The sequence below is a fragment of the Corynebacterium sp. AOP40-4SA-5 genome, assembly GCF_052377355.1.
GTDB lineage: Bacteria > Actinomycetota > Actinomycetes > Mycobacteriales > Mycobacteriaceae > Corynebacterium.
This window is the reverse complement of record NZ_JBQSWS010000015.1, coordinates 59,748-85,975: the sequence shown is the minus strand read 5'-3', so window position 1 is coordinate 85,975 and position 26,228 is coordinate 59,748. Positions and strand designations below refer to the sequence as shown.

At 70.5% G+C, this 26,228-nt stretch carries 24 protein-coding genes; all 24 read right to left on the bottom strand.

Translation table 11 applies throughout. From position 1 onward, the window contains the following. Positions 1-22: 22 nt before the first annotated feature. Entirely contained in the window at positions 23-262 is a 240-nt protein-coding gene (secG, locus tag ACT3S3_RS10310) for a preprotein translocase subunit SecG (RefSeq protein WP_301442881.1), read from the bottom strand. A 103-nt stretch (positions 263-365) separates the two neighbouring features. Further along, positions 366-3,119, bottom strand: a complete 2,754-nt coding sequence (gene ppc / locus ACT3S3_RS10305) for a phosphoenolpyruvate carboxylase (protein ID WP_301442882.1) — start codon at positions 3,117-3,119, stop codon at positions 366-368. A 99-nt stretch (positions 3,120-3,218) separates the two neighbouring features. Then, the gene (gene tpiA / locus ACT3S3_RS10300) at positions 3,219-4,001 is read right to left on the bottom strand and encodes a triose-phosphate isomerase (RefSeq protein ID WP_301442880.1); all 783 of its coding nucleotides are present in this window, start codon (positions 3,999-4,001) and stop codon (positions 3,219-3,221) included. 12 nt (positions 4,002-4,013) lie between these two features. Then, complete coding sequence (locus ACT3S3_RS10295) at positions 4,014-5,225, bottom strand: phosphoglycerate kinase (RefSeq protein ID WP_301442879.1); 1,212 nt, start codon at positions 5,223-5,225, stop codon at positions 4,014-4,016. 172 nt (positions 5,226-5,397) lie between these two features. Then, positions 5,398-6,405 carry a type I glyceraldehyde-3-phosphate dehydrogenase gene (gene gap / locus ACT3S3_RS10290; protein WP_301442878.1) on the bottom strand — a complete coding sequence of 336 codons (1,008 nt, stop codon included), beginning with the start codon at positions 6,403-6,405 and terminating at the stop codon, positions 5,398-5,400. A gap of 77 nt (positions 6,406-6,482) precedes the next feature. After that, positions 6,483-7,556 (bottom strand): DNA-binding protein WhiA, encoded by a 1,074-nt coding sequence (gene whiA / locus ACT3S3_RS10285; RefSeq protein ID WP_301442877.1) that lies wholly within the window; start codon positions 7,554-7,556, stop codon positions 6,483-6,485. Continuing rightward, positions 7,540-8,622 (bottom strand): gluconeogenesis factor YvcK family protein, encoded by a 1,083-nt coding sequence (locus ACT3S3_RS10280; RefSeq protein WP_301442876.1) that lies wholly within the window; start codon positions 8,620-8,622, stop codon positions 7,540-7,542. The genes whiA and ACT3S3_RS10280 overlap by 17 nt, the downstream gene beginning before the upstream one ends. Continuing rightward, the gene (rapZ, locus tag ACT3S3_RS10275) at positions 8,619-9,563 is read right to left on the bottom strand and encodes an RNase adapter RapZ (protein ID WP_301442875.1); all 945 of its coding nucleotides are present in this window, start codon (positions 9,561-9,563) and stop codon (positions 8,619-8,621) included. The genes ACT3S3_RS10280 and rapZ overlap by 4 nt, the downstream gene beginning before the upstream one ends. A 9-nt stretch (positions 9,564-9,572) precedes the next feature. Continuing rightward, positions 9,573-11,693: an excinuclease ABC subunit UvrC gene (gene uvrC, locus ACT3S3_RS10270; protein ID WP_441579433.1), complete on the bottom strand. Its 2,121-nt coding sequence runs from the start codon at positions 11,691-11,693 to the stop codon at positions 9,573-9,575. A gap of 19 nt (positions 11,694-11,712) precedes the next feature. Next, positions 11,713-12,258, bottom strand: coding sequence for a PH domain-containing protein (locus ACT3S3_RS10265; protein WP_441582932.1), 546 nt, complete (start codon positions 12,256-12,258; stop codon positions 11,713-11,715). Positions 12,259-12,303: 45 nt separating this feature from the next. Beyond that, positions 12,304-12,786: a 6,7-dimethyl-8-ribityllumazine synthase gene (gene ribH, locus ACT3S3_RS10260; RefSeq protein ID WP_301441917.1), complete on the bottom strand. Its 483-nt coding sequence runs from the start codon at positions 12,784-12,786 to the stop codon at positions 12,304-12,306. Positions 12,787-12,811: 25 nt separating this feature from the next. Next, positions 12,812-14,062: a bifunctional 3,4-dihydroxy-2-butanone-4-phosphate synthase/GTP cyclohydrolase II gene (locus ACT3S3_RS10255; RefSeq protein WP_301441920.1), complete on the bottom strand. Its 1,251-nt coding sequence runs from the start codon at positions 14,060-14,062 to the stop codon at positions 12,812-12,814. 74 nt (positions 14,063-14,136) lie between these two features. Further along, positions 14,137-14,757, bottom strand: a complete 621-nt coding sequence (locus tag ACT3S3_RS10250) for a riboflavin synthase (RefSeq protein WP_301441916.1) — start codon at positions 14,755-14,757, stop codon at positions 14,137-14,139. Between the two features lie 89 nt (positions 14,758-14,846). Next, positions 14,847-15,944, bottom strand: a complete 1,098-nt coding sequence (gene ribD, locus ACT3S3_RS10245) for a bifunctional diaminohydroxyphosphoribosylaminopyrimidine deaminase/5-amino-6-(5-phosphoribosylamino)uracil reductase RibD (RefSeq protein ID WP_301441915.1) — start codon at positions 15,942-15,944, stop codon at positions 14,847-14,849. After that, the gene (gene rpe, locus ACT3S3_RS10240; protein WP_444626744.1) at positions 15,941-16,627 is read right to left on the bottom strand and encodes a ribulose-phosphate 3-epimerase; all 687 of its coding nucleotides are present in this window, start codon (positions 16,625-16,627) and stop codon (positions 15,941-15,943) included. Before rpe ends, ribD begins: the two co-directional genes overlap by 4 nt. 47 nt (positions 16,628-16,674) lie before the next feature. Beyond that, positions 16,675-18,240 (bottom strand): RsmB/NOP family class I SAM-dependent RNA methyltransferase, encoded by a 1,566-nt coding sequence (locus tag ACT3S3_RS10235; protein ID WP_441579436.1) that lies wholly within the window; start codon positions 18,238-18,240, stop codon positions 16,675-16,677. Continuing rightward, positions 18,240-19,280 carry a methionyl-tRNA formyltransferase gene (fmt, locus tag ACT3S3_RS10230; RefSeq protein ID WP_301441912.1) on the bottom strand — a complete coding sequence of 347 codons (1,041 nt, stop codon included), beginning with the start codon at positions 19,278-19,280 and terminating at the stop codon, positions 18,240-18,242. The genes ACT3S3_RS10235 and fmt overlap by 1 nt, the downstream gene beginning before the upstream one ends. Then, positions 19,277-19,780 (bottom strand): peptide deformylase, encoded by a 504-nt coding sequence (def, locus tag ACT3S3_RS10225; protein ID WP_444626742.1) that lies wholly within the window; start codon positions 19,778-19,780, stop codon positions 19,277-19,279. Before def ends, fmt begins: the two co-directional genes overlap by 4 nt. Positions 19,781-19,807: 27 nt before the next feature. Next, a complete protein-coding gene (locus ACT3S3_RS10220; RefSeq protein ID WP_444626746.1) occupies positions 19,808-21,829 on the bottom strand; it encodes a primosomal protein N' in 2,022 nt (673 codons plus the stop codon). 81 nt (positions 21,830-21,910) lie between these two features. After that, positions 21,911-23,173, bottom strand: a complete 1,263-nt coding sequence (gene metK / locus ACT3S3_RS10215; RefSeq protein ID WP_301441910.1) for a methionine adenosyltransferase — start codon at positions 23,171-23,173, stop codon at positions 21,911-21,913. Positions 23,174-23,371: 198 nt separating this feature from the next. Further along, positions 23,372-24,628: a bifunctional phosphopantothenoylcysteine decarboxylase/phosphopantothenate--cysteine ligase CoaBC gene (gene coaBC / locus ACT3S3_RS10210; RefSeq protein ID WP_301441909.1), complete on the bottom strand. Its 1,257-nt coding sequence runs from the start codon at positions 24,626-24,628 to the stop codon at positions 23,372-23,374. Between the two features lie 173 nt (positions 24,629-24,801). Beyond that, positions 24,802-25,074: a DNA-directed RNA polymerase subunit omega gene (gene rpoZ / locus ACT3S3_RS10205; RefSeq protein WP_038548496.1), complete on the bottom strand. Its 273-nt coding sequence runs from the start codon at positions 25,072-25,074 to the stop codon at positions 24,802-24,804. Positions 25,075-25,124: 50 nt separating this feature from the next. Next, complete coding sequence (gmk, locus tag ACT3S3_RS10200; protein ID WP_301441908.1) at positions 25,125-25,706, bottom strand: guanylate kinase; 582 nt, start codon at positions 25,704-25,706, stop codon at positions 25,125-25,127. 29 nt (positions 25,707-25,735) lie between these two features. Continuing rightward, a complete protein-coding gene (gene mihF / locus ACT3S3_RS10195; RefSeq protein ID WP_038548495.1) occupies positions 25,736-26,056 on the bottom strand; it encodes an integration host factor, actinobacterial type in 321 nt (106 codons plus the stop codon). Positions 26,057-26,228: the final 172 nt, after the last annotated feature.

Below are 26,228 nucleotides of genomic sequence, written 5' to 3'. Positions count from 1 at the left end.
TGCGGGCCAGCTACAGGCCGGATCAGCCCACGTTGTAGTGGACGACCAGGTTCAGTCCGATGATGGCGGCGATCCAGATCACCGCGGTGGTGACCGTCAACCGGTCGAGGTTCTTCTCCACCACCGTGGAGCCCGACAGGCTCGACTGCATACCGCCACCGAACAGGCTGGACAGGCCGCCGCCCTTCCCCTTGTGGAGAAGAACGGAGAGTCCCAGAATGAGGCTGGTGACCACCAGAAGGATCTGGAGGGTGAGAACCATGCGAACTGCCTTACGTCGGTCGGGGCCATGCGATAACCACACCATCATAGCCCACCGCCGGACATCGTGACACCCACGACACCCCGCACCAGGCACACGGGCCCTAGCCCGAGTTGCGCAGCCCCGTGGCCAGCCCGTTCATGGTCAGGCGGATGCCGTCGAGCACGTCCTCGCTGCGGTCCCCGGCACGGTAGCGGCGCAGCAGCTCCAGTTGCAGCAGGTTCAGCGGCAGCAGGTACGGGAACCGGTTGCGCACCGACATCGCCAGTGCAGGGTTGTCGGTGACCAGGCTGTCCTGCCCGGTGACCTTCAGGCACATGTCCAGGGTGAGGTGGAACTCGTCGACGATGGTGTCGTAGATGCGCTCGGCGTCGGCGGCGTCGGGCACCAGGCCGGAGTACAACTTCGCCACGGACAGGTCGGCCTTGGCCATCACCTGCGCCATGTTCGACAGGACCGAGCGGAAGAACGGCCAGGATCGGTGCAGCTCCTGCAGGTACGCCAGCTTCTCCCCCGACTCGTCCTCGCCGACCCAGTCGCGCAACGCCGAACCCACGCCGAACCAGCCGGGCAGCATGATGCGCGACTGCGACCAGGACAGCACCCACGGGATCGCGCGCAGGTCGGCGATGCTGCTGGTCTGCTTGCGCGAACTCGGACGCGAGCCGATGTTCAGGTTCCCGATCTCCGCCAGCGGTGTGGAGGAGGTGAAGTAGTCGATGAACCCGTCGTCCTCGTGCATCAGCGTGGCGTAGGCCTTGCGGGACAACTCGGCGATCTCACGCATGGCGGCGTAGGCGTCGTCCGGGTCGTCGATGCGGTCGACGGGGAGCAGGCTGGCCTCCAGTGTCGCCGACACCAGCGCCTCGAGGTTGCGGCGCGCCACCGAGGGCACCCCGTACTTCGCGGAGATGATCTCTCCCTGCTCGGTGATGCGCACGCTGCCCTGCACCGCGCCCTCCGGCTGGGCGAGGATCGCCTCGTGGCTGGGGCCGCCGCCGCGTCCGACGGTGCCGCCGCGCCCGTGGAACAGGCGCAGGCCCACCCCGGCGTCCTTCGCCGCGGCGACGAGCGACAGTTCCGCGTCGTAGAGGCCCCAGTTGGCGGCGAAGTAGCCGCCGTCCTTGTTCGAGTCGGAGTAGCCGAGCATGACCTCCTGCACACCGCCACGCTGGGCGACGTAGTCACGGTAGAAGCCGTGGCCCCACAGCTGCGCCATCACCGACGAGCCGTTGGCGAGGTCGTCGATGGTCTCGAACAGGGGGATCACGTCGATCCCGCCGGTGACCTCGCCGTCGGTGACGTCGATCAGGCCGACCTCCTTGAGCAGGATCATCGGCTCCAGGATGTCGGAGACGCTGGACGCCATGGAAATGATGCAGTGCGGCACGGCGTCGGGACCGAAGCGGGCGACGGCGGCCGCCGCGGAGCGGAAGATGCCGAGCTCGCGCTCGGTCGCCTCGCTCCACGTGGCGCGCGGGTCGGTCAGCGGACGCGGTGAGTGCAGTTCGCCGGCGAGCAGCTCGACGCGGGCGTCCTCGTCCAGCGTGGTGTAGTCGCCGACCACACCGGCCCGGGCGAAGATCTCGGTGAGGATCGCCTCGAAGCTCTCGGAGTTCTGTCGCAGGTCCAGGCTGCTCAGGTGGAAGCCGAAGGACTGGGCGGCGGCGATGACGGTGCCGAGACGGTGGTCGGCGATGAGGTCGTCGGCGCTGGCTCGCAGGGAGGCGTCCACGGTCTCCAGGTCGGCGAGGAACTCGGTGGCGTCGGCGTAGGGCTCGTGCGGTCCGGCGGTGCGGTCCGGGTCGACGGCGTCGCTGAGACGGGCGGCGGCAGTGGCCGCGATCCGTCCGCGGATGCCGTGGGCGGCCCGACGGTAGGGCTCGTCGACGCGGGACGGGACGTCGTTGTGGCCGCGGTCCGCGAGCTCGTCGAGCTCCGGGGTGGCCGAGGTCAACCGGCTGGACAGGCTGAGCTCGTGCTCCAGGTCGTGCAGCTGCGCGAGGTACCAGTCGAAGACGGTCTGGGCGGCACGCGAGGACGCGTAGTCCACCGTCTCACCGGTGACGAAGGGGTTGCCGTCGTGGTCGCCGCCGATCCAGCTGCCGGGGCGCACCACCGGGGTGGCAGGGACGTCCTGTCCGTAGCGTTCCCGCAGTTCCACGGTGACGCGCCGGTTGATCTGCGGGATCTCCTGCAGCAGGCTGATGGTGAAGTAGCGCAGGCCCACGTTGATCTCGTCCTCGATGCGCGGGCGCACCGAGCGGATCAGGGCGGTCTGCCACAGGATGGTCACGCGGCGGCGGATGTCGCGGTCGATGCTCGCCAGCCGGTCGTCGCTGCGGGCGGTGCGCCCGGCGTTGAGGATGTGGCCGCGCTTGCGCATCAGGCGGGTGATGTCCCACTGGACGTCGAAGACGGTGCGCCGACGCGTCTCGGTGGGGTGCGCGGTGAGTACGGGCGCCACGTAGGCGGACTCCACGACCTTCGAGACCTCCGCGGCGCTGACCTCGCCCTCGTCGAGGGCCTTCCAGGCGGCCTGCAGGGTGGCACGCGGCGGGGCGGCACCTTCATCGGCCAGGCGCTCGCGCAGGCGCTCCTCGTGCAGGTCCTCGGCCAGGTTGGCCAACAGGGCGAAGTGGGAGAAGGCCCGGATTACGGGCAGTGCCTTGTCCGCGGAGAGGTCGCGGAGCCGGTCGGCGAGGTCGGCGACGTCGCCGTCACCGTGGCGGATGGAGAACGCCGCCTGCCGGGTCTCCTCGACGAGGGCGAAGACGTCCTCGCCCTCCTGGTCGCGGATGACGTCGCCGAGGATGGAGCCGAGGTAGCGCAGTTCCTGACGCAGACCCGGCACGATCTCCGGCTCGTCCCGGTCCGGTGGGACGACGGGGATGGCGGTGCCGGGGACCGTGGTGTCGGACTCTTCAGTGGGGGATGTCATTCCCCCATTGTGCCTCTAGCCGGCGGCCTTTGCAGCGGCCGCGCACAGTCGTGCGAAATCCTCGCCGTCGAGGCTGGCCCCGCCGACGAGTCCGCCGTCGACGTCGGCCTGGCCGACGATCTCGGCGACGGAGTCGGTCTTCACCGAACCGCCGTAGAGGATCCGGACGCCGTCGGCGGTCTGCTGGTCGGCGAGCTCGGCGACGAGCACGCGGATCGCGGCGCAGACCTCCTGCGCGTCGGACGCCGAGGCGACCTTGCCGGTGCCGATGGCCCACACCGGCTCGTAGGCGATGACCACGTTGGCCAGGTCGGACGACGACAGACCGTCCAGGGAGGCGCGGGTCTGCGCGACGACGTAGTCGACGTGCTCACCGGACTCGCGGACCTCCAGCGGCTCGCCGACGCACACGATCGGCGACAGCCCGGAGCCCAGCGCGGCCTTGGCCTTGGCGGCCACGGTCGCGTCGTCCTCCCCGTGGTACTGGCGACGCTCCGAGTGGCCGACGACGGCCCAGCTGCAGCCCAGCTTGGCCAGCATCGGGGCGGAGACCTCGCCGGTGTAGGCGCCGGACTCGTGGACGGAGACGTCCTGGGAGCCGTAGGTCAGCGGGATCTTCTCGCCGTCCACGACGGTCTGCACGCTGCGGATGTCGGTGAACGGGGGGATCACGGCGACGTCGACGTGCTCGTAGTAGTCCTTGGGCAGGGCGAAGGCGAACTTCTGGACGACCTGGATGGCCTCCAGGTGGTTGAGGTTCATCTTCCAGTTGCCGGCGATGAGCGGGGTGCGTGACATGGTGGGTACTCCTCAGTTCTCGAGAACGGTGATGCCGGGCAGTTCCTTGCCCTCGAGGAACTCGAGGGAGGCGCCGCCGCCGGTGGAGATGTGGCTGAAGCCGTCCTCGTCGAGGCCGAGGGTGCGCACGGCGGCGGCGGAGTCGCCGCCACCGACCACGGAGAACGCGCCGGCGGAGGTGGCCTTGATGATCGCCTCGGCCAGCCCACGGGTGCCGTCGGCGAAGGCGGCGAACTCGAACACGCCCATCGGGCCGTTCCAGAACACGGTCTTGGCGGCACCGAGGGTCTCGGAGAACGCGGCCACGGAGTCCGGACCGATGTCGAGGCCCATCTGGCCGTCCGGGATGGCGTCGGCGGCGACGGTGGTGGCCGGTGCGTCGGCGGCGAACTCGGGGGCGACGACGACGTCGGACGGCAGGGCGATGACGTCACCGAAACGCTCGAGCAGGTCGCGGCAGGTGTCGATCATGTCCTCCTGCAGCAGCGAGCTGCCCACGGAGTGGCCCTGGGCGGCGAGGAAGGTGAAGCACATGCCGCCGCCGATGATCAGCGTGTCGACCTTGGGGGCGAGCGCCTCGATCACGCCGAGCTTGTCGGAGACCTTCGAGCCGCCGAGCACCACGGCGTAGGGCTGGGCCGGGTCCTCGGACACGGTGCGCAGGACCTCGAGCTCGGACTGCACCAGACCGCCGGCGTAGTGCGGCAGCAGGGCGGCGACGTCGTAGACGGACGCCTGGCGACGGTGGACTACACCGAAGCCGTCGGAGACGAAGGCCCCGTTGTCGCCGGTGAGCGCGGCGAGCTCGGCGGCGAACGCCTGGCGCTCGGCCTCGTCCTTGGAGGTCTCGCGGGCGTCGAAGCGGACGTTCTCCAGCAGGAGGATGTCGCCGTCGTTGAGGCCGTTGGCACGCTCGTGGGCGTCCTCGCCGGTGACGTCCTGCGCCAGCGGCACCCACTGGTCGAGACGCTCGGCGAGGGCCTCGGCGACGGGGGCGAGAGAGAACTCGGGGTTGACCTCGCCCTTCGGGCGGCCGAGGTGGGCGGTGACGATGACGCGGGCACCGGCGTCGACGAGGCGGCGCAGGGTGGGCAGCGAGGCGTCGATGCGGCCCGGGTCGGTGATGTCACCGTCCTTGAGGGGCACGTTCAGGTCGGCGCGGACGAGGACGTGACGTCCTTCGACACCGTCGGCGATGAGGTCGTCGATGGTCTTCACGGTCATGGCTCAGTCTCCTGTGGATAGGTGGTTGACGGGGATCGTTCGTGAGGGGTGGAAGAAATGGTGGCCGGACGGGAGCAGACAGGGTGACGGCGGGTCGGCATGTGCCGACCCGCCGTGGGACCGGTGGAACCGGCCGGTACTGCTCCAGACTACTGGACCACCCGGAGGTGGATCAGAGACGCTCGCCCACGTAGGCGGCGAGGTCCACGAGGCGGCGCGAGTAGCCCCACTCGTTGTCGTACCAGGAGACGACCTTGACCTGGTTGCCGATGACCTTCGTCAGACCCGAGTCGAAGATCGAGGAGTGCGAGTCGCCGACGATGTCGGTGGAGACCAGCGGCTCGTCGTCGGAGTAGGACAGCACGCCCTTGAGCTCACCCTCGGCGTGCTTCTTGATGGCGGCGTTCACGGCCTCGACGCTGACCTCCTTGGACGCCTCGAAGGTCAGGTCGGTGACCGAGCCGGTGGGCACGGGCACGCGCAGTGCGTAGCCGTCCAGCTTGCCCTTGAGCTGCGGGAGCACCAGGGACACGGCCTTGGCCGCACCGGTGGAGGTCGGCACGATGTTCAGGGCCGCGGCGCGGGCGCGACGCAGGTCCTTGTGAGGTGCGTCGTGCAGACGCTGGTCGCCGGTGTAGGCGTGGATGGTGGTCATCAGACCCTTGACGATGCCGAACTCCTCGTCGAGGACCTTGGCCATCGGTGCCAGGCAGTTGGTGGTGCACGATGCGTTCGAGATGATCGTGTGCGCCGCCGGGTCGTAGTCGGTGTGGTTGACACCGACGACGAAGGTCGCGTCCTCGTTCTTCGCCGGGGCGGAGATGATGACCTTCTTCGCACCCGCGTCCACGTGCGCCTTCGCGGCGGTGGCGTCGGTGAAGAAACCGGTGGACTCGATGACGATGTCGACACCCAGCTCGCCCCACTTGAGGTTCTGCGGGTCGCGCTCGGCGGTGACCACGAGACGCTTGCCGTCGACGGTGATCGACTCCTCGTCGTAGCTGACCTCGGCGTCCAGACGACCCAGGATGGAGTCGTACTTCAGGAGGTTGGCCAGGGTCTTGTTGTCGGTGAGGTCGTTGAAGGCGACGACCTCGAGGTCAGCCCCGCTCTCGCGGAGTGCCCGGAAGAAGTTGCGGCCGATCCTGCCGAACCCGTTGATTCCTACCCGTACCGTCACGGTAAAGCTCCTGTTCTCGATGAGTGGTGAGTTGCCGTTGTCCAGAGTACAGCGGAATCCGGCGCCCCGCCGTGGAGCTATTCCGTGCCCTGATCCTCCGGGGTCAACCGCTTATCTTCGGCGTCGGCGGGGTCCCCCGTACCGTCCAGATCTTCCATGTCGTCCATGTCATCGAGGTCGAAGATGTCGTCGGTGACCGCGGCGTGGGTGTCGGGGATGCCGACCTCGCCGGCGCGCTGGTCGGCCATGGTGAGCAGGCGGCGGATGCGTCCGGCGACGGCGTCCTTGGTCATCTGGGGGTCGGCGAGCTGGCCGAGTTCCTCCAGCGAGGCCTGCCGGTGCTGCACCCGCAGCGTGCCGGCCTGCACGAGGTGGTCGGGCACGTCCTCGCCGAGGATCGTCAACGCCCGGTCCACCCGGGCGGCGGCGACGACGGCGGCGCGGGCGGACCGGCGCAGGTTGGCGTCGTCGAAGTTCGCCAGCCGGTTGGCCGTGGCCCGGACCTCGCGGCGCATGCGCTGCTCCTCCCAGTCCAGCCGGGTGCGCTGCGCACCCATGCGGGTCAGCAGGTCGCCGATGCTCTCCCCGTCGCGGATGGTCACCCGGATGATCCCGCGGGTCTCCTTCGTCTTCGCGGTGACCCCGATCCGGCGTGCCGCCCCGACGAGCGCCAGGGCCGCCTCGTTGCCGGGCGTGGTGACCTCCAGGGAGGACGAGCGGCCCGGCTCGGTCAGCGAGCCGCGGGCGAGGAACGCGCCGCGCCAGGCGGCGGTGCACTGCTCGGCGGTGCCGCCGATGATGTAGGGCGGCAGACCGCGGACGGGACGTCCGGCACGGTCGATCAGCCCGGTGCGGCGGGCGAGTTCGGTGCCGCCCTCGGCCCAGCGCAGGACGTAGCGCGAGGAGGTGCGCAGGTTCCCTCCCCCGACGACCTGGATCTCGGCGGTGAGGTCGAAGAGCTCCTCGACGAAGCGGGAGACGCGGCGCGCGGTGGCGCCGTTGTCGACCTCGGCCTCGACGACGATGCGTCCGGCCACCAGGTGCAGGCCCGCGCAGTAGCGCAGTAGGCCGGACACCTCGGCGGTCATGACCTCCGGCCGGGTCTCGTTGACCCGGGCCAGCTCATCCTTCACCTCAGACGTCAGTGCCACTGTGGCTGTCGCCCCTTTCCTCCGGGTGCCCCGGCTCGTCGTGTGTTCCGGGTGATCCTACCGTGGGGGTGGCGGTGCGGTCCCAGTCGGCGAGTTCACGCAGCACCCCGGCGAGCTTGGCCGAGGAGTGCCGGTCGGTCCACCGGCCGCGGTCGTCGTCCTCGCGTACGTCGCGGTAAAGCACGGTGGCGCCCAGCCGGGCGGCGGCGCGTTCCATGTGGCGGCGTTCATTGCCGGGCAGCAGCACGGAGGTGTCGACCACCACCACGTCCATGGTGAGGGTGGGACAGTGCTGCAGCAGCATGTGGATGTGGCGTTCCATGGAGAACCCGCTGGTCTCCCCCGGCTCGGCGACGAGGTTCATGATCACCGCGCGGGTGGCGGTGGTCTCGGCCAGCGCCTCGACGATGCCGGGCATCAGCAGGTGCGGGATCACCGAGGAGAACCAGGAGCCCGGGCCCAGGGTGACCAGGTCGGCGTCGAGGATGGCCTGCACCGCCTCCGGTGAGGCCTCCGGGTTCTGCGGGATCAGCCGGACGCGACGCACCTGCCCCAGGGTGGACGCGACGGCGACCTGCCCGCGCACGGAGTTGACCTCGCGCGGGTCGTCGCCGATGCCCTGCACCTCGGCCTCCAGGTCCAGCGGCTCCGGCGACATCGGCAGCACCCGGCCGCGGATGCCGAGCAGGTCGCTGAGTTCGTCGAGCGCCTCGATGCTGGAGCCCAGCACCTCCGACAGCCCGGTGAGCACCAGGTTGCCCACGGCGTGGCCGGCGAGAGCGCCGTGCCCGGAGAAGCGGTGCTGCAGGGTGCGTTCCCACAGGTGCCCGCGCGGGGTGTCGCGTACCAGGGCGGCGAGCGCCATGCGCAGGTCCCCCGGGGGCAGCGAGCCGAGCTCGCGGCGCATGCGTCCGGACGAACCGCCGTCGTCGGCGACGGTCACCACGGCGGTGACGTGCTCGGCCGCGGCACGCGCCGAGCGCAGCGTGGCGAACAGGCCGTGGCCGCCGCCGAGGGCGGTGATGCGGTCAATATTCATTTCAGCCGTATCGTTCAACTCGCTCATGCCGAGGCCCCCTCTCCGGTGGCGGTGCGGCCGGGACGCCCCGGCTCCAGGTCGCGGTGGACGGTGCGGACGTCCAGCTCCGGGTTCGCCGCCAGGCGCGCGGCGAGCGCCTCGGCGACCGCCGGGCTACGGTGCTGGCCACCGGTGCAGCCGATCGCGACGGTGAGGAACCGTTTGCCCTCCCTGCGGTAGCCGGGCAGCGCGGTGGACACGAGGGTCTCGACCGCGTCGAGGTAGTCGGAGGCCTCCGGGCGGGACAGGACGAACTCGGCGACCGGGGCGTCCAGCCCGCTGTAGTCGCGCAGGTTCTCGTCCCAGTACGGGTTGGGCAGGAAGCGGGCGTCCAGCATCACGTCCACGTCGTTGGGGATGCCGTTCTTGAAACCGAAGGACTGCACGGTCACGTGCTCACGCCGGTCCGACAGCGCCTCGAAGTAGCCCTCCATGCTGCGGCGCAGGTCGTGCACGCTGGTGCCGGAGGTGTCGATGACCAGGTCGGCGCGCTGACGGATGCCCTCCATCATCTCGCGCTCCCGGTCGATGCCGGCCTGCAGCGTCTCCCCGTCCTGCAGCGGGTGGGTGCGGCGCACCCGGCCGTATCGGCGGATCAGGGTGCGGTCGTCGGCATCGAGGTAGAGCACCACGGGCCGCCGGCCGGACTCGTGCAGGCTGGAGAGCACCTCGGTGAGCGAACCGACGAAGTCGCGCGAGCGTACGTCGGTCACCACGGCCAGGCGCTCGACGGGCGAGTCAGACTCGAAGCTGAGCTCGACCATGCGCATGATCAGTTCCGGGGGCAGGTTGTCGGCGACGTACCAGCCCATCTCCTCCAGGACGGTGGCCGCCTCCTTGCGGCCGGCGCCGGACATCCCGGTGATGAGGACCAGCGACGCCTCCTGCCGGTCAGGTCGCGTTCCCGTGTCTCGGGTGGCATCGTTCATGCCACGATTCTAGACCGAAGACTCCGGTGGTGTCTGCCGCTCCAACGCCGCCACGATGGCCTCGGCGAGTGCCGGCCCGAAGCCTGGCACCTGGGTGATGCCCTCCACCCCGGCCTCCCGGACCTTGGCCACCGAGCCGAAGGTCTTCACGAGCTCGGCCCGACGCTTCGGACCCAGCCCCTTGACCTCGTCGAGGGCGGAGCGGGTCATACGTTTACCGCGACTGGAGCGGTGGAAGGTGATGGCGAATCGGTGCGCCTCGTCGCGCAGTTGCTGGATCAGGTACAGCGCCTGGGAGTTGCGTGGCAGGATCACCGGGTAATCGTCGCCGGGCACCCACAGCTCCTCCAGCCGCTTGGCCACCCCCACCAGGGTGACGTCGGTGACGCCCAACTCGTCGAGTACCTCCTGGGCCGCGTTGACCTGGGGCTTGCCGCCGTCGACGACGAAGAGCTGCGGCGGATAGGCGAACTTCTTCGACCCGGCCTCGGCCTGCTCCACGGTGACCTCGCCGTCCAGCAGGTCGCCGCCGTCGTCGCCCTCGGGCACGGCGGTGCGGTCCTTGTGATGGCGTTTAAAACGGCGCCGGACGACTTCAGCGATCGAGGCGACGTCGTCGGAGTGCCCGTCGCCGGCGGCCTCGCGGATGCGGTAGCGACGGTAGTCGGACTTGCGCGGCAGGCCGTCCTCGAAGACCACGAGGCTGGCGACCACGTCGGTGCCCTGGATGTGGGAGATGTCGGTGCACTCGATGCGCAGCGGGGAATCGTCCATCCACAGCGCCTCCTGCAGTTCCTGCAGGGCCGCCGAGCGGGTGGTCAGATCGCCGGCGCGGGCGATCTTGTGCTGGCGTAACGCCTGGGTGGCGTTGGTGGTGGCGGTCTCCATCAGCGAGCGCTTGTCGCCGCGCTGCGGGACGCGCAGGGTGACCCGGGCACCGCGCAGGACGGTGAGCCAGTCGGTGAGCCGCTCCCGGTTGGTGGGCAGGACGGGCAGCAGGATCTCGCGCGGCACGGGCTCCAGGGCCACGGCGTCCGGCTCGGTGCCGGTGCCGGTAGCGCCGACGCTACTGCCGGACGCGACGTCGGCGCGCGAGTTGCCGCCGACGGCGGACTCGGTGGCGTTCGCGAGTTCGGCGTTCTCCCCGTAGAACTGGGTGAGGAAGTCCTCCAGCAGCGTGGGCCAGCCGTCGGCCTCTGAATCTTCGGCGTCTCCAGCGTCGCCAGCCTCACCAGCATCGTCGGTGGACGCCTTCTTCTCCACCACCCAGCCGCGTTGGCCGCGGATGCGTCCGCCGCGCACGTGGAAGACCTGCACGGCGGCCTCGAGTTCATCGCTGGCCACGGCGACGAGGTCGGCGTCGGTGTCGTCGGAGAACACCACGGACTGCTTCTCCACGGTCTTCTCCATCGCCCCGAGCTGGTCGCGCAGGGATGCCGCGCGTTCGAAGTCGAGGTCGGCGGCGGCGTCCGTCATCTCGCCGCGCACGTCGCGGATCACCCGGTCGGTGTTGCCGCCGGCCAGGAAGGAGCAGAACTCGTCGACGAGTTCGCGGTGCTGCGAGGGCGACACCCGCCCCACGCACGGTGCCGAACAGCGGTCGATGTAGCCGAGCAGGCAGGGCCGTCCGAGCTGTTCGTGGCGCCGGTACACCCCGGTGGTGCAGGTGCGCACCGGGAACACCCGGGTCAGCGACTCCAGGGTGTCGCGGATGGCCCAGGCCTTGGGGTACGGGCCGAAGTAGCGCACGCCCTTCTTGCGCGGGCCACGGTAGAGGAACGCCCGCGGGTAGGTCTCCTTCACGCTCACGGCGAGCATGGGGTAGGTCTTGTCGTCCCGGTACATCACGTTGAACCGGGGGGCGAACTTCTTGATCCACGTGTACTCGAGGTTCAGGGCCTCGATCTCGCTGCCCACCACGGTCCACTGCACGTGGTCGGCGGTGTGCACCATGGTGCGGATGCGCGGTTCCAGGTGCCCGGGGTCCTGGAAGTAGTTCGACAGGCGGGCGCGCAGGTTCTTCGCCTTGCCGACGTAGATCACCCGGTCGTCGGCGTCACGGAACGTGTAGACCCCCGGACTGGTGGGGATCGTGCCGGGGGCGGGTCGGTAGGAGGCGGGGTCGGCCATGGACTCGGAGCCTACTCCCCTACTCGTCGGGCATGTAGCGGTCCTCGAGGACGCGGAAGTCCTCCACCTTCCTGGCGATCGTGGACCGGTCGGCGACCTGGAAGGCCATCATCGGCACGAACTCGAAGTCCGGCAGCTCGAGGCGGGCCCAGCGGGCCTTACGGGGGAAGGACAGGCCGTGGATGATCGACCAGTGGTAGAACTGGGCGCCGAAGATGTTGCGGACCTCCACCCCGTCCTCGTTGACGCGCACCCGGGGGCGCAGCAGCATCAGCACTGCGGCGGAGATGATCACGCCGATGCCGATGAACGCCCACTGGTCCACGCTGCTGACCGTGGCGCCGGTGTCCCCCACCCCGGAGACGACGGCCATGAAGACGTGCACGGCCATGACCACGACCGCACCGATGACCGCCCACCACCGCAGGCTGGTGGAGGTGACGGTCAGCAGCCACTCCGGACGGCCCGCGCGACCGGGGGTCGCGCCGGTGGCCGTGCTATCCGCCGCACGGTCTACCGCGCCGTCGGCCACAGTGGACTGGGACACTGATTCAGAGCTGCTCACGGGTCACCAGCCTACCCCCGGGCACGGACCACGACGAAACCGTGCTCAGCGTGCCGAGCGGATGTCGCGCAGCACCAGCAGCGAGTGCAGGACGGCGCGGGCGGCGTCCGCCCCCTTGTCCTCCACGGCCCCGTCGCCGCCGGCGCGGGCGACGGCCTGGGCCTGGTTCTCCACGGTGAGCACACCGTTGCCGACGGGTTTTCCGCAGTCCAGGGAGACGCGGGTCAGCCCGTAGGTCACGGCATTGCACACGTGGTCGAAGTGGGCGGTCTCCCCACGGATGACGCAGCCGTTGGCGACGACGGCGTCGAAGTTCTTCGCCGCCTCCGCGGCCACGACGGGCAGTTCGACGGCACCGGCGACGCGCCACTGTCCGACGTAGGCTCCGGCCTGGCGCAGGGCGGTCACGGCGTGCTCGTGCAGCCGGTCGGTGACTTCGGCGTTCCAGGAGGCGGTGACCACGGCGATGCGGTAGCCCGCCCCGGCGTCGCGGGTGAGGGTGATGTCGGCGAGTCCGTCCGAGGGCATGGGTGGCTCCTTAGGAGTGTGGTGGCTAGTGGGCGGCGGGGGTCAGCGAGTCGATCTGGTGGCCCATGCGGTCACGCTTGGTGCGCAGGTAGGCCTCATTCTCCGGGTTGGCGGGCAGCTCCACGGGCACCCGGCGGGTCACGGGGATGCCGTGGCGTTCCAGGTCGAGGCGCTTGCCGGGGTTGTTCGACAGCAGGGCCACCGAGCCGACGCCGAGGTCGCGCAGGATCTGGGCGGCGGCGCTGTACTCGCGCGAGTCCACCGGCAGGCCCTGGGCGGTGTTGGCGTCGACGGTGTCCAGCCCCTGGTCCTGCAGGTTGTAGGCCTTGAGCTTCGGCACCAGGCCGATGCCGCGGCCCTCCTGGCCGCGCAGGTACACCAGTACCCCGCTGCCGGCCTCGGCGATGCGGTCCAGGGAGGTGGACAGCTGCTCACCGCAGTCGCAGCGCAGGGAGCCGAAGATGTCGCCGGTGAGGCACTCGGAGTGGATGCGCACCAGGACGTCCTCGGCGCCGTTGAAGTTGCCGGTGTCTCCGGTGTCTCCTGTGGCACCGGCAACCAGTGCGACGTGCTCGACCCCGTCGATCAGGCCGTTATAGGCCACGGCGTGGAAGTTGCCGTAGCGGGTGGGCAGCCGGGACTCCACGCTGCGGGCCACCACCGGGGTGTGCACGCGGCGCCAGTCGGCGAGCTGCTCGATGGAGATCAACGACAGGCCGTGCTCGTCGCAGAAGCGGCGCAGCTCCGGCAGGCGTGCCATGCCGGTCGGGTCCTCCTCGGAGACGACCTCGCACAGCACACCGGCCGGACGCAGCCCGGCGGCGCGGGCGAGGTCCACGGAGGCCTCGGTGTGCCCGCCGCGTTCGAGGACCCCGCCCTTCTTCGCCCGCAGCGGCACGACGTGCCCGGGACGGTGGAAGCTCTCGCGGGTGGACGTGGGGTCGGCGAGCAGGCGCAGGGTGCGGGCACGGTCGGTGGCGCTGATGCCGGTGGTGATGCCCTCGGCGGCGTCGACGGTGACGGTGTAGGCGGTGCCGCGGACGTCCTCGTTGCGGGCGACCATGGGCGGCAGCCCGAGCCGGTCGGCCTCACTGTCGGGAACGGCGGCGCAGATGTAGCCCGAGGAGTGCCGGACGGTGAAGGCCACGGTCTCGGCGGTGGCGGTCTCGGCGGCGAAAATGATGTCGCCCTCGTTCTCCCGGTCCTCGTCGTCGACGACGACCACGGGCTTGCCGGCGGCGATGTCGCTGATGGCGTCCTCGACGGGGTCGAGCAGGCTGCCACGGTCGCCGGACTGGCTCCGGTCCGAGCTGGAGCCGTGGGTGCCGCTGGTGGGGTTGGTGAGGTCGCTCACTGGGCGTCTCCTTCTGCCTGGGACAGTCGTTCGAGGTACTTGGAGAGTACGTCGCACTCGATGTTGACGGTGTCGCCGGTCTTGAGGTCGCCGAGCATCGTCTCGGCGAGGGTGGTGGGGATCAGCGAGACCTCGAACCAGGGGTCGCTGACGGGCCCGACCTCAGCCACGGTGAGGGAGACACCGTTGACGGCGATGCTGCCCTTCTTGGCGACGTAGCGCGCGAGCTCGGCGCTGGCGCCGGTGAGTTCGAAGCGGAAGACCTCCCACTCGCTGCCCGGGGTGCGGGAGATGAGCTCGGCGGTGCCGTCGACGTGGCCCTGGACGATGTGGCCGCCGAGACGCCCGCCGGCCGGTGTGGCGCGCTCCAGGTTGACCCGGTCACCGGGGTGCGCGGCACCGAGGGCCGTGTAGTCCAGGGTGACCTTCATGCAGTCGGCCCAGAAGCCGGTGGAGTCGAACTCGGTCACGGTGAGGCAGACACCGTTGACGCTGATGGACGCCCCGTGGGTGGCGTCCTGCAGGACGTGGCTGCAGGCGATGCGGATGCGCTGGGCGTCTTCGGTGCCGTCTACCTCGGCGACCGTGCCCGTCTCCTCGACGATTCCGGTGAACATAACTGTTCAGTGTAGGACAGGTACCGGGGTGCTTGTGAAGCGGGGCACAGGAGCTGCACCGTGCTCCCGGAGTCACCGAAGGATCGGGTTCAGTTGCGCGTTGTCACGATCAGCACATCCCCGCCGATGGTCTCTGCCGACCTCAATGTGAACCGATGGATGCCGGCCATCGTGGTCGTCGCACCCTGCGGTGCCACGACCGCCGGCAAACCCGCCCCCAGTAGTGCCGGGGCGGTGTACGCCTCCACCGCGTCCACCAGACCGGCCGCCACGAATGCCGCCGTCAGGTGCGGGCCGCCCTCCACCAGGACATCCACCACGCCCCTGCCCCACAACTCCTCGAGTACCACAGGCAGGTCGCGCGTCTGCAGGTGCAGGGCAGGACGGATCGACGCGTCCCCGGCCAGGTCCGAGGTTCCCACCACGATCCGCAGCGGCTGGTGGTCGTACAGGGATCCGTCCGCCCGCCGGGCGGTGAGGCGTGGATCATCCGCGACTACCGTCCCCGTCCCCACGAGGATCGCGTCTCGGCGCGCACGGTCACGGTGAACCCGTTGGCGGGCAACCTCGCCGGTGATCCACTGCGACGTGCCGTCCGTGGCCGCGGCGAAACCGTCCATCGTGGCGGCGTACTTCAGCGTCACGTGCGGCCGGCCCAGGCGCTGTGCCGCCAACCACGGCTCCACGCTGAACACCGGCACTCCCGCCAAGTTCCCGGTGTCTCCCACCAACGGTCCGATGACCTCTACCCCGGCGGCGCGGAGATACTCCGCTCCCCCGCCCTGTGTCTCACCCGGGTCGGCGAAGACGAACACCACGCGCGCCACGCCCGCCGCCAGCAGTGCCTGACTGCACGGACCCGTGCGTCCGGTGTGGTTACAGGGCTCCAGGGTCACCACGGCCGTTCCCCCACGCGCCCGCTCCCCCGCGGCGGTCAGAGCGTTGACCTCGGCGTGGGCACCACCGGGAGGGCTCGTCGCCCCGACACCGACAACAGTCCCCTGGGCGTCCAGCACCACCGCGCCGACCGGCGGGTTCGGCGAGGTCGTCCCGCGGACCTCCTGGCCGGCGGCGTCCGCCTGCAACACCGCGGCGGCCAGTGACTCGGCCTCCCAGGACTCTGCAGGCTCCCCGACACCTGCCTCGGCGAGCAGAGCGGACAGCCGGTCGACGAGCGGGTCCGTCATGCCCCGGCGACCGCCTGCGCGGCAGTGTTCCGCAGCTCGGTCACCCGGGCTTCGGGATTCTCTGCCCCGAACACGCTCGAGCCGGCGACGAAGACGTCCACCCCGGCCTCGGCGCTGACGCCCACCGTGTCCGGCCCGATGCCGCCGTCGATCTCCACAAGGGTGTCCAGCACGTCGGCGTCGATACGGGCACGCAGGGCACGGACCTTGTCCAGCACCTCAGGCATGAAGGACTGCCCGCCGAAGCCCGGCTCCACACTCATCACCAGCACCGTGTCGAAGTCGGCGAGGTGGTCCAGCAGCGGTTCCACCGCGGTTCCCGGCTTGATGCTCACCCCGGCCCTGGTGCCCGCCTCACGCAACGTGGCGGCCAGGGCGACCGCGGCCTCCACGTCCGCCACGGCCTCCAGGTGGAAGGTCACGTTGCCGAACGCGGCGTAGTCGGATGCCCAGCGGGCCGGGTCCTCGATCATCAGGTGCACGTCCAGGAAGGTGTCCGTGGAGCGGCGCACAGCGTCCGCCACCGGCAGACCGAAGCTCAGGTTCGGCACGAAGTGCCCGTCCATCACGTCGATGTGCAGCCAGTCCGCCCCCGGAACCAGGGCCACACTGCCCCTGATGTCCGCGAAGTCGGCGGCGAGGATGGACGGGGCGATCTGGGGCTGACGGCGCGCAGGACTCATGGCACCCACTCTAGTCGGGACGGCCGCTGAGATGTCCCCGAGGTGTGTCAGGGCCGCCGCAGCACCGCGAAGAACATCGCGTCGGTACCGTGACGGTGCGGCCACAGCTGCACGAACGGACCCGAGACGTCCTCCAACTCCGGGAACAGTGCGGTGGCGTCCTCGATGACCGCGCCGGTCTCCTCGGCCACCGCGCGCACCACCGCGCTGGTCTCCGCCGGGTGCGGCGAGCAAGTGGAGTACACCGTCACCCCGCCCGGCGCCGTCGCCGACACCGCCGAGCGCAGCAGGTCACGCTGCAGGGTGACCAGCGGGGCCACGTCCTCGGCCGACTTGCGCCAGCGCGCCTCCGGACGCCGACGCAACGCGCCCAACCCCGTACAGGGTGCGTCCACCAGCACGCGGTCGAAGCCGACACGTCCGGCATCGGAATCCTGCGAGCCAGGCACCTCGAGCCCCTCGACGCCGGCCAGATCACGGCCGTCGCCGAGGTGCACCGACACCGGCAGCCCCTGCGTGGCCTTGCGGACCAGCTCCGCGCGGTGCGGGGCGGACTCGACCGCGTCCACCCGTGCTCCGTCGCCCATCGCCCAGGACGCCAGGAACGCCGTCTTGCCGCCCGGCCCCGAGCACAGGTCCAGCCACCGGCCCTGGTCGCCATCCACCTCGGCGCGCAGCATCGCCAGGGCGATGAGCTGGCTGCCCTCGTCCTGCACCGAGGCCAGCGACTCCTTCACCGGCTCCAGCTTTCCCGGGTCGCCCTCGGAGAGGTACACCGCGTACGGCGACCACCGACCTTCCTCACCACCGGTGACCAGGGCGAGTTCCTCGGCAGTGATCTGGCCCGGACGCGCCGCCAGATGCACCAGCGGACGCTCGTCGTCGGCGGTCAACGCCGCCTCCAGCTCAGCGGCAGGCTCACCGGCGGCCCCGCCGAGGGCGGTGTTGAATACCTCGGCGATCCACGTCGGGTGGGCGTAACGCAACGCCAGGGCGTCCACCGGGTCGGTGAACCCGGCGGTGACGGTACCCAGCCACTCCTGCGGCGTCGAGCGGGTGATCCGGCGCAGCACACCGTTGGTGAAACCGGCGGCCTTCTCCTCACCGTTGGCCTTGACCAGCTCCACGGTGGTGTTCACCGCCGCATGGTCGTCGACACGGGTACGCAGCACCTGGTAGGCACCCAGGCGCAACGCGTCCAGCACCGTCTCGTCGATGCGTCCCACCGGGCGCCCGGCGGCCTCGGCGATCACGGCGTCCAGCAGGCCCTGGGCACGCAAGGTGCCGTAGGTCAGCTCGGTGGCGAAGGCGGCGTCGCGCCCGCTCAACCCGGCCGAGCGGATCACCCCGGGCAGCACCAGGTTGGCGTAGGCGTCCTGCGAACTGACCTGGCGCAGCACGCCGAAGACCGCGTCGCGCACCTTGTCGCCCGAGCCGCGCTTGCCCTGCTTCTCCCGCTGCTCCACCACGTCGCGGTGCTCCTGGCGGTGCGACTCGCTGCGCCGCCGGTAGCCTGACTGACCACCCTGACGGTGGTCGCCGGACGTCTTCTTCTGACCCGGACGCTGCTTCGGGGAATCCCCCGACGTCGACCGTGCGCGGAAACCTGCCATCAGGACTCTCCCTCTGCTGCGTGCTGCTCTAGCGGACTCTCGAATGTGGCCGGGGACGTGGCCGGGGATGCGGACGGGGATACCTCGAACAGGTCGCCGCGGCCACGGGCCCAGTCCGCCGCGACCATCATCTTCTTGCCCGGCGGCTGGATCCGGGTGATCTCCAGGACGCCGTCGCCGGTGCCCACGACCACCGCGGCCTTCGTGGCGCGCAGCTCACCGGGGGCCAAACGTGCGTCCTCGCTGTCGTCCTCGCTCGAGGGCACCGGAAGCATCAGGCCCAGCTTGTAGCGCTCGCCGTCGAGCACCGTCCACGGACCCGGCGCCGGGGTGTGCGCACGCGCGGTACGCTGCACCACCGCCGCCGGACGCCGCCAGTCCACCCGCGCCTGCGCGCTGGTGATCTTCGACGCGTACGTCGAGCCCGTCTCGTCCTGCTCCTCGGCGACGACCTCGCCGGAGGCCAGCCCCGACAACGTCCGGGACAACAGCACCCGACCCGAGTACGTCAGTCGTGTCAGCAGGTCGTCGGCGGTGTCCTCCAGCCCGATCGTCTCGGTGACCTCACCGGTGACCGGGCCGGCGTCCAACCCGGGAACGATGCGGAACGTCGAGGCACCCGTGGTGGTGTCACCGGCGGCGATGGCGGCCTGCACCGGTGCCGCACCGCGCCAACGTGGCAGCAGGGAGAAGTGCAGGTTGATCCACCCCTGCGGGAAGATCCCCAGCACGTCCTGCGGCAGGATCTGCCCGTAGGCCACCACCGCCACGGCCTCCGCACCGTCGGCGGCGTAACCGCGCAACGTCTCACGCACCTCCTCGGCGTCCTCGTGCCCCGGCTTCAACGAGGCGAACTTGTGCACGGGCACACCGTGGGCCGTGGCAACCTCCGCCACCGCCGAGGGGTGCAGCGTGCGGCCACGTCCACGCTTGGCGTCCGGCTGGGTCAGTACACCGACGACCTCGTGGTCGGACTCCTCCAGCAGGTACTCCAGGGTCACCGCGGCAGGCTCGGGCGTGCCGGCGAAAAGGATCCTCATCGGTTGAACCACTCGCTTCCCCGGATCTCACCCATCACCGCGCGACGCTCCGCCGGCTCCATGCGCTGGAAGAACATCACCCCGTCCAGGTGGTCGGTCTCATGCTGCACGCAGCGGGCCATCAGCCCGTCGGCCTCGCGGTCCACCGTGGCCCCGTCCACCGTGGAACCGGTGAGACGGACCCGTTCGAACCTGGTCACCGGGCCGCCGGTCTCGGGAACCGACAGGCACCCCTCCCGCGCGGTCTGCTCGTCCTCGCCGACGGCGCTCCACACCGGGTCGATGACGTGGCCGCGGTCGCCGTCGCAGTCGTAGACGAAGATCCGGCGGGTCAGGCCCACCTGGTTCGCCGCCAGACCGACTCCCCCGGCGGAGTCCATGGTCTCCAGCATGTCGTCGATGAGGGTGGGCAGGGAGTCGTCGCCGGTGGGGTCGCCGACCGGGTCCGCGACAGTGCGCAGGACCGGGTCGCCGAAGAGACGGATGTCGAGAACGGTCATGGCGTCACAGTCTACCGCCAGGCCCGGCTACCCCACCCGCACCGGGTCGACGACGATGCGCAGCGGGTCGGACTGGCGGCGCGTGGCACGCAAAGACAACGCCGCGCGCAGCGACGCCCCGAGCATCTCGGCGGTCCCACCGGGCTCGACGGTGACCGGGACGCGGACGATCAGCCGGCGCGCGGTCGCCGCCTCCGGCTCGCCCAGCCCCGCCGGTCTGCGCACACCCGGCGGCAATTCCACCGGGCCGAGGCGTTCGACCCCGCCGAGCTGTTCCGGCGGCGCCCAGGCGTCCTCGAACTGCTCCAGGGACGTTGGCGTGCCGTCCACCGCGACCAGCGTCACCGCCGGGGGGAAGGACGCCTCGCGCCGTCCTGCCAGCTCGCGGGCGGCCGCGCCCTCCGGGTCCCAGCGGATCAGGGCCTGCACCGTCGGGTCGTCCGGTGCGACGGCGACGACCATCTCGCCGCCGGACTCGCGCGGCACCGCCAGACACGCCGCCTCCATCCACTGGCGCAGCGCGGCCTCCCCGGCCCGCAGGTCTTCACGGCCCAAGGTGAGCCAGGTGTCCAGCACCAGCACCGCGCCGTAGCCGCCGCCGTCCTCCACCACCGGCTCCGAGCCCGGGGTGGCGACCACCAGGCCCGCCTTGTCCGGCACGTGGGTGCGCATCTGGCCGCCGCCGGAGACCACCACCGGCACCCCGGTGAAGGCCCGGCCCAATTCCTCGGCGGTGCGCTCCTGGCCCACCACCGACATGCGCAGGGCGTGCCCGCCGCAGGTCCCGCAGGTGAACTGGCCCTCCAGTGCACCACACCAGCGGCAGCGCGGCACCGAGGACCCGTCGGTGCCGGTGGGGCCGGCCGGCAGCTCCAGGGGGCCGTTGCAGCGCCGGCACCGCGCGGGCGTCCGGCACGTCGAACACGCCACCGCCGGGGCGTAGCCACGCCGCGGCACCTGCACCAGGCAGGGCATGTCGGCGTCCAGGCTCCGTCGGATCGCCTTGAGCCCGGCCGAGGGCAGACGGGAGTGCGTGGCGTGGGCGTCGTGGATGTCGTCGAGGGCATGGATCCACGGCATGCGGGCACGCAGGGACTCCGGCAGCGGGCGCAGGGTGGGGGTGAAACCCTCCTCCACCCAGCGCTGGATCTCCGCCGAACGGTGTGCCCCGCCCACGAGCAGGCCGGTCTCCTCCAGTTCCGAGCGCAACCGCAGCACCTCACGGGCGTGCAGGTAGGGCGAGCGCGGGTCCACCAGGTTGTCGTCCGCCTCGCCCAGCAGCACGATCAGGCGCAGGTCGGCGACCGGGGCACTGGCCGCCGACCTCGTGCCGACCACCACCCGGCCCTGGCCCGCCAGCACCGCCAGATAACGGCGGTAACGTGCCGCCGGGCCGACCTTCGCGCTGAGTTCGGTGATCTGCGCCGCGGACAGGAACACCCGCAACGCCGCGACGACCCGGTCGACCTCCCGCTGGTTCGGGGCCACGACCAGCACCCCGCCACCGTTCCAGGCGACCGACGCGGCGGCCTCTGCCACCCGCGCGGCCCAGTCCTCCCCCGGCGTCCACAGCCAGGACGCCCGGGCGGCCCGGCCGTCGAGCACCGCACCTAGGAAACTGTCGGCGTGGCGGTACCCCGCCCAGCCCGACGCCGCGGCGGTACGCGGGGCGGCGACGAGATCGTCTCGGGCGACCAGCGGGCCGTAGAGCTCCTCCCAGTCCACCCCACCACCGAAGAGCCCGTCCTTCTCCGCCGAGGCGTGCCGCGACGGCACCAGCGCGCGGATCACGTCCGAGCGGGTGCCGGCGTAGCGGTCGGCGAGATGGTTCACCAACGACCAGATCCGCGGCGGCACGACCTGCAACGGGCTGATCACCCGGTTCAACGAGGCCAGGGTGCCCACGTGGTCGGTGGTGCGGCGGCGCTCCACGAGCAGGGCGTCCACCAGACGCCCGGCGAAACGCACCCGCACCTTCACCCCAGGGCGCGCCTCGGCGTCCAGCTTCGCCGGCACGGCGTAGTCGAACAGCCGGTCCAGGTGCGGCATGCCCAGCAACGGCAGGACGCGGGCGACCGGGTCGTCCACCTCCCCCTCAGCCGGGCCGGTCGGGTCGGCCACCGGTTTTCCCTACTGTGCCGCGTTCTGGGCCGCATTCTGGGCGGCGGCGGCCAGGGCGTCGGCGCGCTGCGTGCTCTCCCACGGCAGGTCGATGTCCGTGCGGCCGAAGTGACCGTAGGCGGCGGTCTGCGCGTAGATCGGACGCAGCAGGTCCAGGTCGCGGATGATCGCACCGGGGCGAAGGTCGAAGACCTCGCTCACCGCCTGCTGGATCTGCTCGTCGGTCAGCCCGCCGGTGGCGGTGCCGAAGGTCTCCACGTACAGGCCCACCGGGCGGGCACGGCCGATGGCGTAGGCCACCTGCACCTCCGCACGGTGCGCCAGGCCCGCGGCGACGATGTTCTTGGCCACCCAGCGCATCGCGTAGGCCGCCGAGCGGTCCACCTTGCTCGGGTCCTTGCCGGAGAACGCCCCGCCACCGTGACGGGCCATGCCGCCGTAGGTGTCCACGATGATCTTGCGTCCGGTCAGCCCGGCGTCGCCCATCGGCCCGCCGAGGATGAACGACCCCGACGGGTTGATCAGCAGGGTCAGCTCGCCGGTGACGAAGTCCTGCAGGCCGGCGTCCTCGATGACCCAGTCGACCACGTTGGTGCGCAGCTGCTCGGTGAGCTCGGCCTGGGTGATCTCCTCGTCGTGCTGGGTGGAGATGACCACGGTGTCCAGGTGGGAGGGGCGGCCCTCGGCGTCGTAGGCGAAGGTGACCTGGGTCTTGCCGTCCGGACGCAGGTGGTTGACGATGCCCTCCTTGCGCACCTGGGTCAGCCGGCGCGACAGGCGGTGGGCCGTGGCGATCGGCAGGGGCATCAGCTCCGGGGTCTCGTCCGAGGCGTAGCCGAACATCAGGCCCTGGTCGCCGGCACCGGCCTGGTCGACGTCCTCGTACTTGTCTCCCTCCGCGCCGCTGCGAATCTCGTGGGAGGTGTCGACGCCGTCGCCGATCTCCTGCGACTGCTCGCCGATGGCGATGTTGACGCCGCAGGTCCGGCCGTCGAAACCGACGGAGGAGGAGGTGAAGCCGATGCTCAGCAGGGTCTCACGGACCAGCTTCGGGATCTCCACGTAGGCGTCCGTGCGGACCTCGCCGGCCACGTGCACCTGGCCGGTGGTGACCATCGTCTCCACCGCCACGTGCGAGCGCGGGTCCTTGGCCAGCAACGCGTCGAGGATCGTGTCCGAGATCGCGTCGCAGATCTTGTCGGGGTGGCCCTCGGTCACCGACTCACTGGTGAACAGGCGGGGACGTGCGGAGGAGGGGGTGCTCTCTGTCATGGACTTCGCTGACTTCCTGACTTGTCTTCGAGATGGTGTCTTGGGTGGATCTCGGGGCGAGATCCTGCTCTGTTTCTGTCGTACGTGACCGTGGTGCGCGCCCGAACGTCACCATCCTAGACCAAGCAGTCTGTAAAGTGGTGGCGGCGGGTGTCGGAGGGCACCCGGTATGGCGCCTGTGGGGCACCCGGTGAGGTCTCAGCCGGGCAGCAGGTCCTCGAGCGTGTCGAGGATGTACGAGGCCACGACCAGCTTGGACGACGCCGGGACCTCGGTGACCTCCTCGGCGCCCGGACGCTGTCCCGGGGTGAGGATCCAGCCCTGGCTGTCCGCCTGGCCGAACACCACCCCGTCGCCGACGGCATTGCACATCAGCAGGTCACAGCCTTTTCGCTCTAGTTTTGCCCGCGCGAGGTCCAACGGGGAGTGAGACTCGTCACCGGTTTCCGCGGCGAAGCCGGCGATGACGAGGTCCTCCGGCAGCCCGCCGCCGCGGCGACGCTCCACCAGACCGTGCAGGATGTCCGGGTTCTCGGTCAGCTCCAGGGTGGTCAGGTCTGTCTCCCCACCCTTCTTCAGCTTGGCTCCGGCCGTGGTCGCGGGGCGGAAGTCCGCCACCGCGGCGGCCATGACCACCGCGTCCACCCCACCGGCCAGTTCCGCCACGGCATTCTCCATCTCCCGGGCACTACGCACCCGGGTGACGCGGGCACCCGAGGGCACCGGCAGGTCCTCGGTGACCCCGGCGACGAGCTCCACCTGCGCGCCACGCTGCACGGCGATGTCGGCCAGGGCGAATCCCTGCCGGCCCGAGGAGGCGTTGCCGAGGTAGCGCACCGGGTCCAGGGCCTCGTGCGTGCCACCGGCGGTCACCAGGACCCGCCGACCCGCCAGGGACTGACGGAAGATGCCGAACCGGTCCAGTGCCGCCGTGGCCAACGCCCCGATGTGCTCGGGCTCGGGCAGACGCCCCGCACCGGAGTCCGTGCCCGTCAGCCGGCCGTGGGCGGGCTCGAGCACCGTCACCCCGCGTCGACGCAGCGTGGCCACGTTGTCGCGGGTCGCCGGGTTCTGCCACATCTCGGTGTGCATCGCCGGCGCCAGCACCACCGGGCACGTCGCCACCAGCACGCTGGCGGTCAGCAGGTCGTCGCTACGCCCGTGCGCCAGACGCGCCAGCAGGTCCGCGGTGGCCGGGGCGATCACGATCAGGTCGGCGTCCTGCCCCAGGCGCACGTGCCGGACCTCGTCCACCCCGTCGAAGACGGTGGTGGACACCGGGTTGCCGGAGAGGGCCTCGAACGTCGCCGCACCGACGAAACGCAGGGCCGACTCGGTGGGGATGACGTGGACGTCGTGCCCGGCCTCGGTGAAGTAGCGGACCAGGGCGCCGGACTTGTAGGCGGCGATACCGCCCCCCACGCCGACGAGCACGTTCAGTTGGTTGTCACTCACAGGAGACCAGCCTAGCCCACGCCCGCCGGGCGATGTTCCAGTGCCGTGGACCTGCTGGGGCCCTGCCGTGTCCCACCGACGGCTCAGGCCCGCCACCGGCGACCGTCTCCCCCGCACTGGGTGCGGGGTACGACGGTGCCGACGGCGGGCCTGGGTGCCGGGAAGCGGGTGGATCAGCCTTCGGTGTGCTCCAGCAGATCGCCCTCGATCTCACGCAGGGCCACCGACAGCGGCTTCTCGTGGGCTTCCGGGGTGACCAGCGGGCCGACGAACTCGAACACGCCGTCACCGACGGTCTGGAAGTAGTTGTTGATCTGACGCGCACGCTTGGCCGCGAAGATCACCAGGGCGTACTTCGAGGACACCTTGGTCAGCAGATCATCGATCGGCGGGTTGGTGATGCCGACCGCCGGGTCGAAGACGGTTGAGTTGTCGTTGGTTTCCACTCCACACCTTTGCTTGTTCACCGCGTTGGAAAACGCGAGTTGTCTTGCTCTTACTCTGCGTGGCCGGTCAGCAGGGCGCTGATCTCGGCGACAGCCTCGGTCACGTCCCGGTTCACGACCACCCGGTCGAACTCACCCTTGGAGGCGAGCTCCTCACGGGCGGTCTCCAGGCGACGCCGGATGACGTCCTCACTCTCGGTACCACGGCCGGTCAGCCGCTCCACCAGCTCCTCCCAGGTGGGAGGTGCCAGGAACACCGTGAGTGCCTCGGGCATCATCTGCTTGATGTTGCGCGCGCCGGCCAGGTCGACCTCGACCAGGACCGGACGCCCGGAACGCAGGGCCTCGGTCACCGGCTGTGCCGGGGTCCCGGACAACTGCAGGCCACCGTGGATCTCCGCCCACTCGAGCATGAGGCCACCGTCCACCTCCTCCCGGAATCGCTCCCGGGAGACGTAGTGGTAGTCCCTGCCGTCGACCTCACCGGGACGGGGGTCCCGGGTCGTCCACGACACACTGAAGAACAGGTCCGGCACGGCGGCCTTCAACTGTGCGACCACAGTCGACTTCCCGACGGCCGACGGTCCCGCCAGCACGACCAGGTGCGGGGAGGGAACGTCGGTGTTCTGCACTTCGGCCTGAACTTGCGGGGACAAGGTTCCTAGACCTCGAAACCGAAGCGCTCCAGCAGGGCGCGACGCTGACGGTCGCCCAGGCCGCGGAGGCGACGGGTGGGGGCGATCTCCAGCTCGGTCATGATCTCCTGGGCCTTGACCTTGCCGACCTTGGGCATGGCCTCGAGAAGGGCCGACACCTTCATCTTGCCGATGATCGGGTCTTCGTCGGCGTCAGCAAGGACCTGCTTGAGGTCGGTGCCTCCACGCTTGAGCTTCTCCTTGAGCTCGGCACGGGCCTTGCGGGCCTCGGCGGCCTTCTTCAGGGCTTCTGCACGCTGCTCCGGGGTCAACTGGGGAAGGGCCACGGGTTCCTCCGTCTTGTTCTGTGGTTCGATGTCACTTGCTATGGGGTACTGCATGAAATGCAGGCACTTCAGGTACTTCAGGTGTTTCAGCCGGTCGGACGTCACGTCCGACCGTCAGCCTCGACGAATCCTAGCGATACGCTGTGCCGAATGCCAACAACCCCCACGTTTT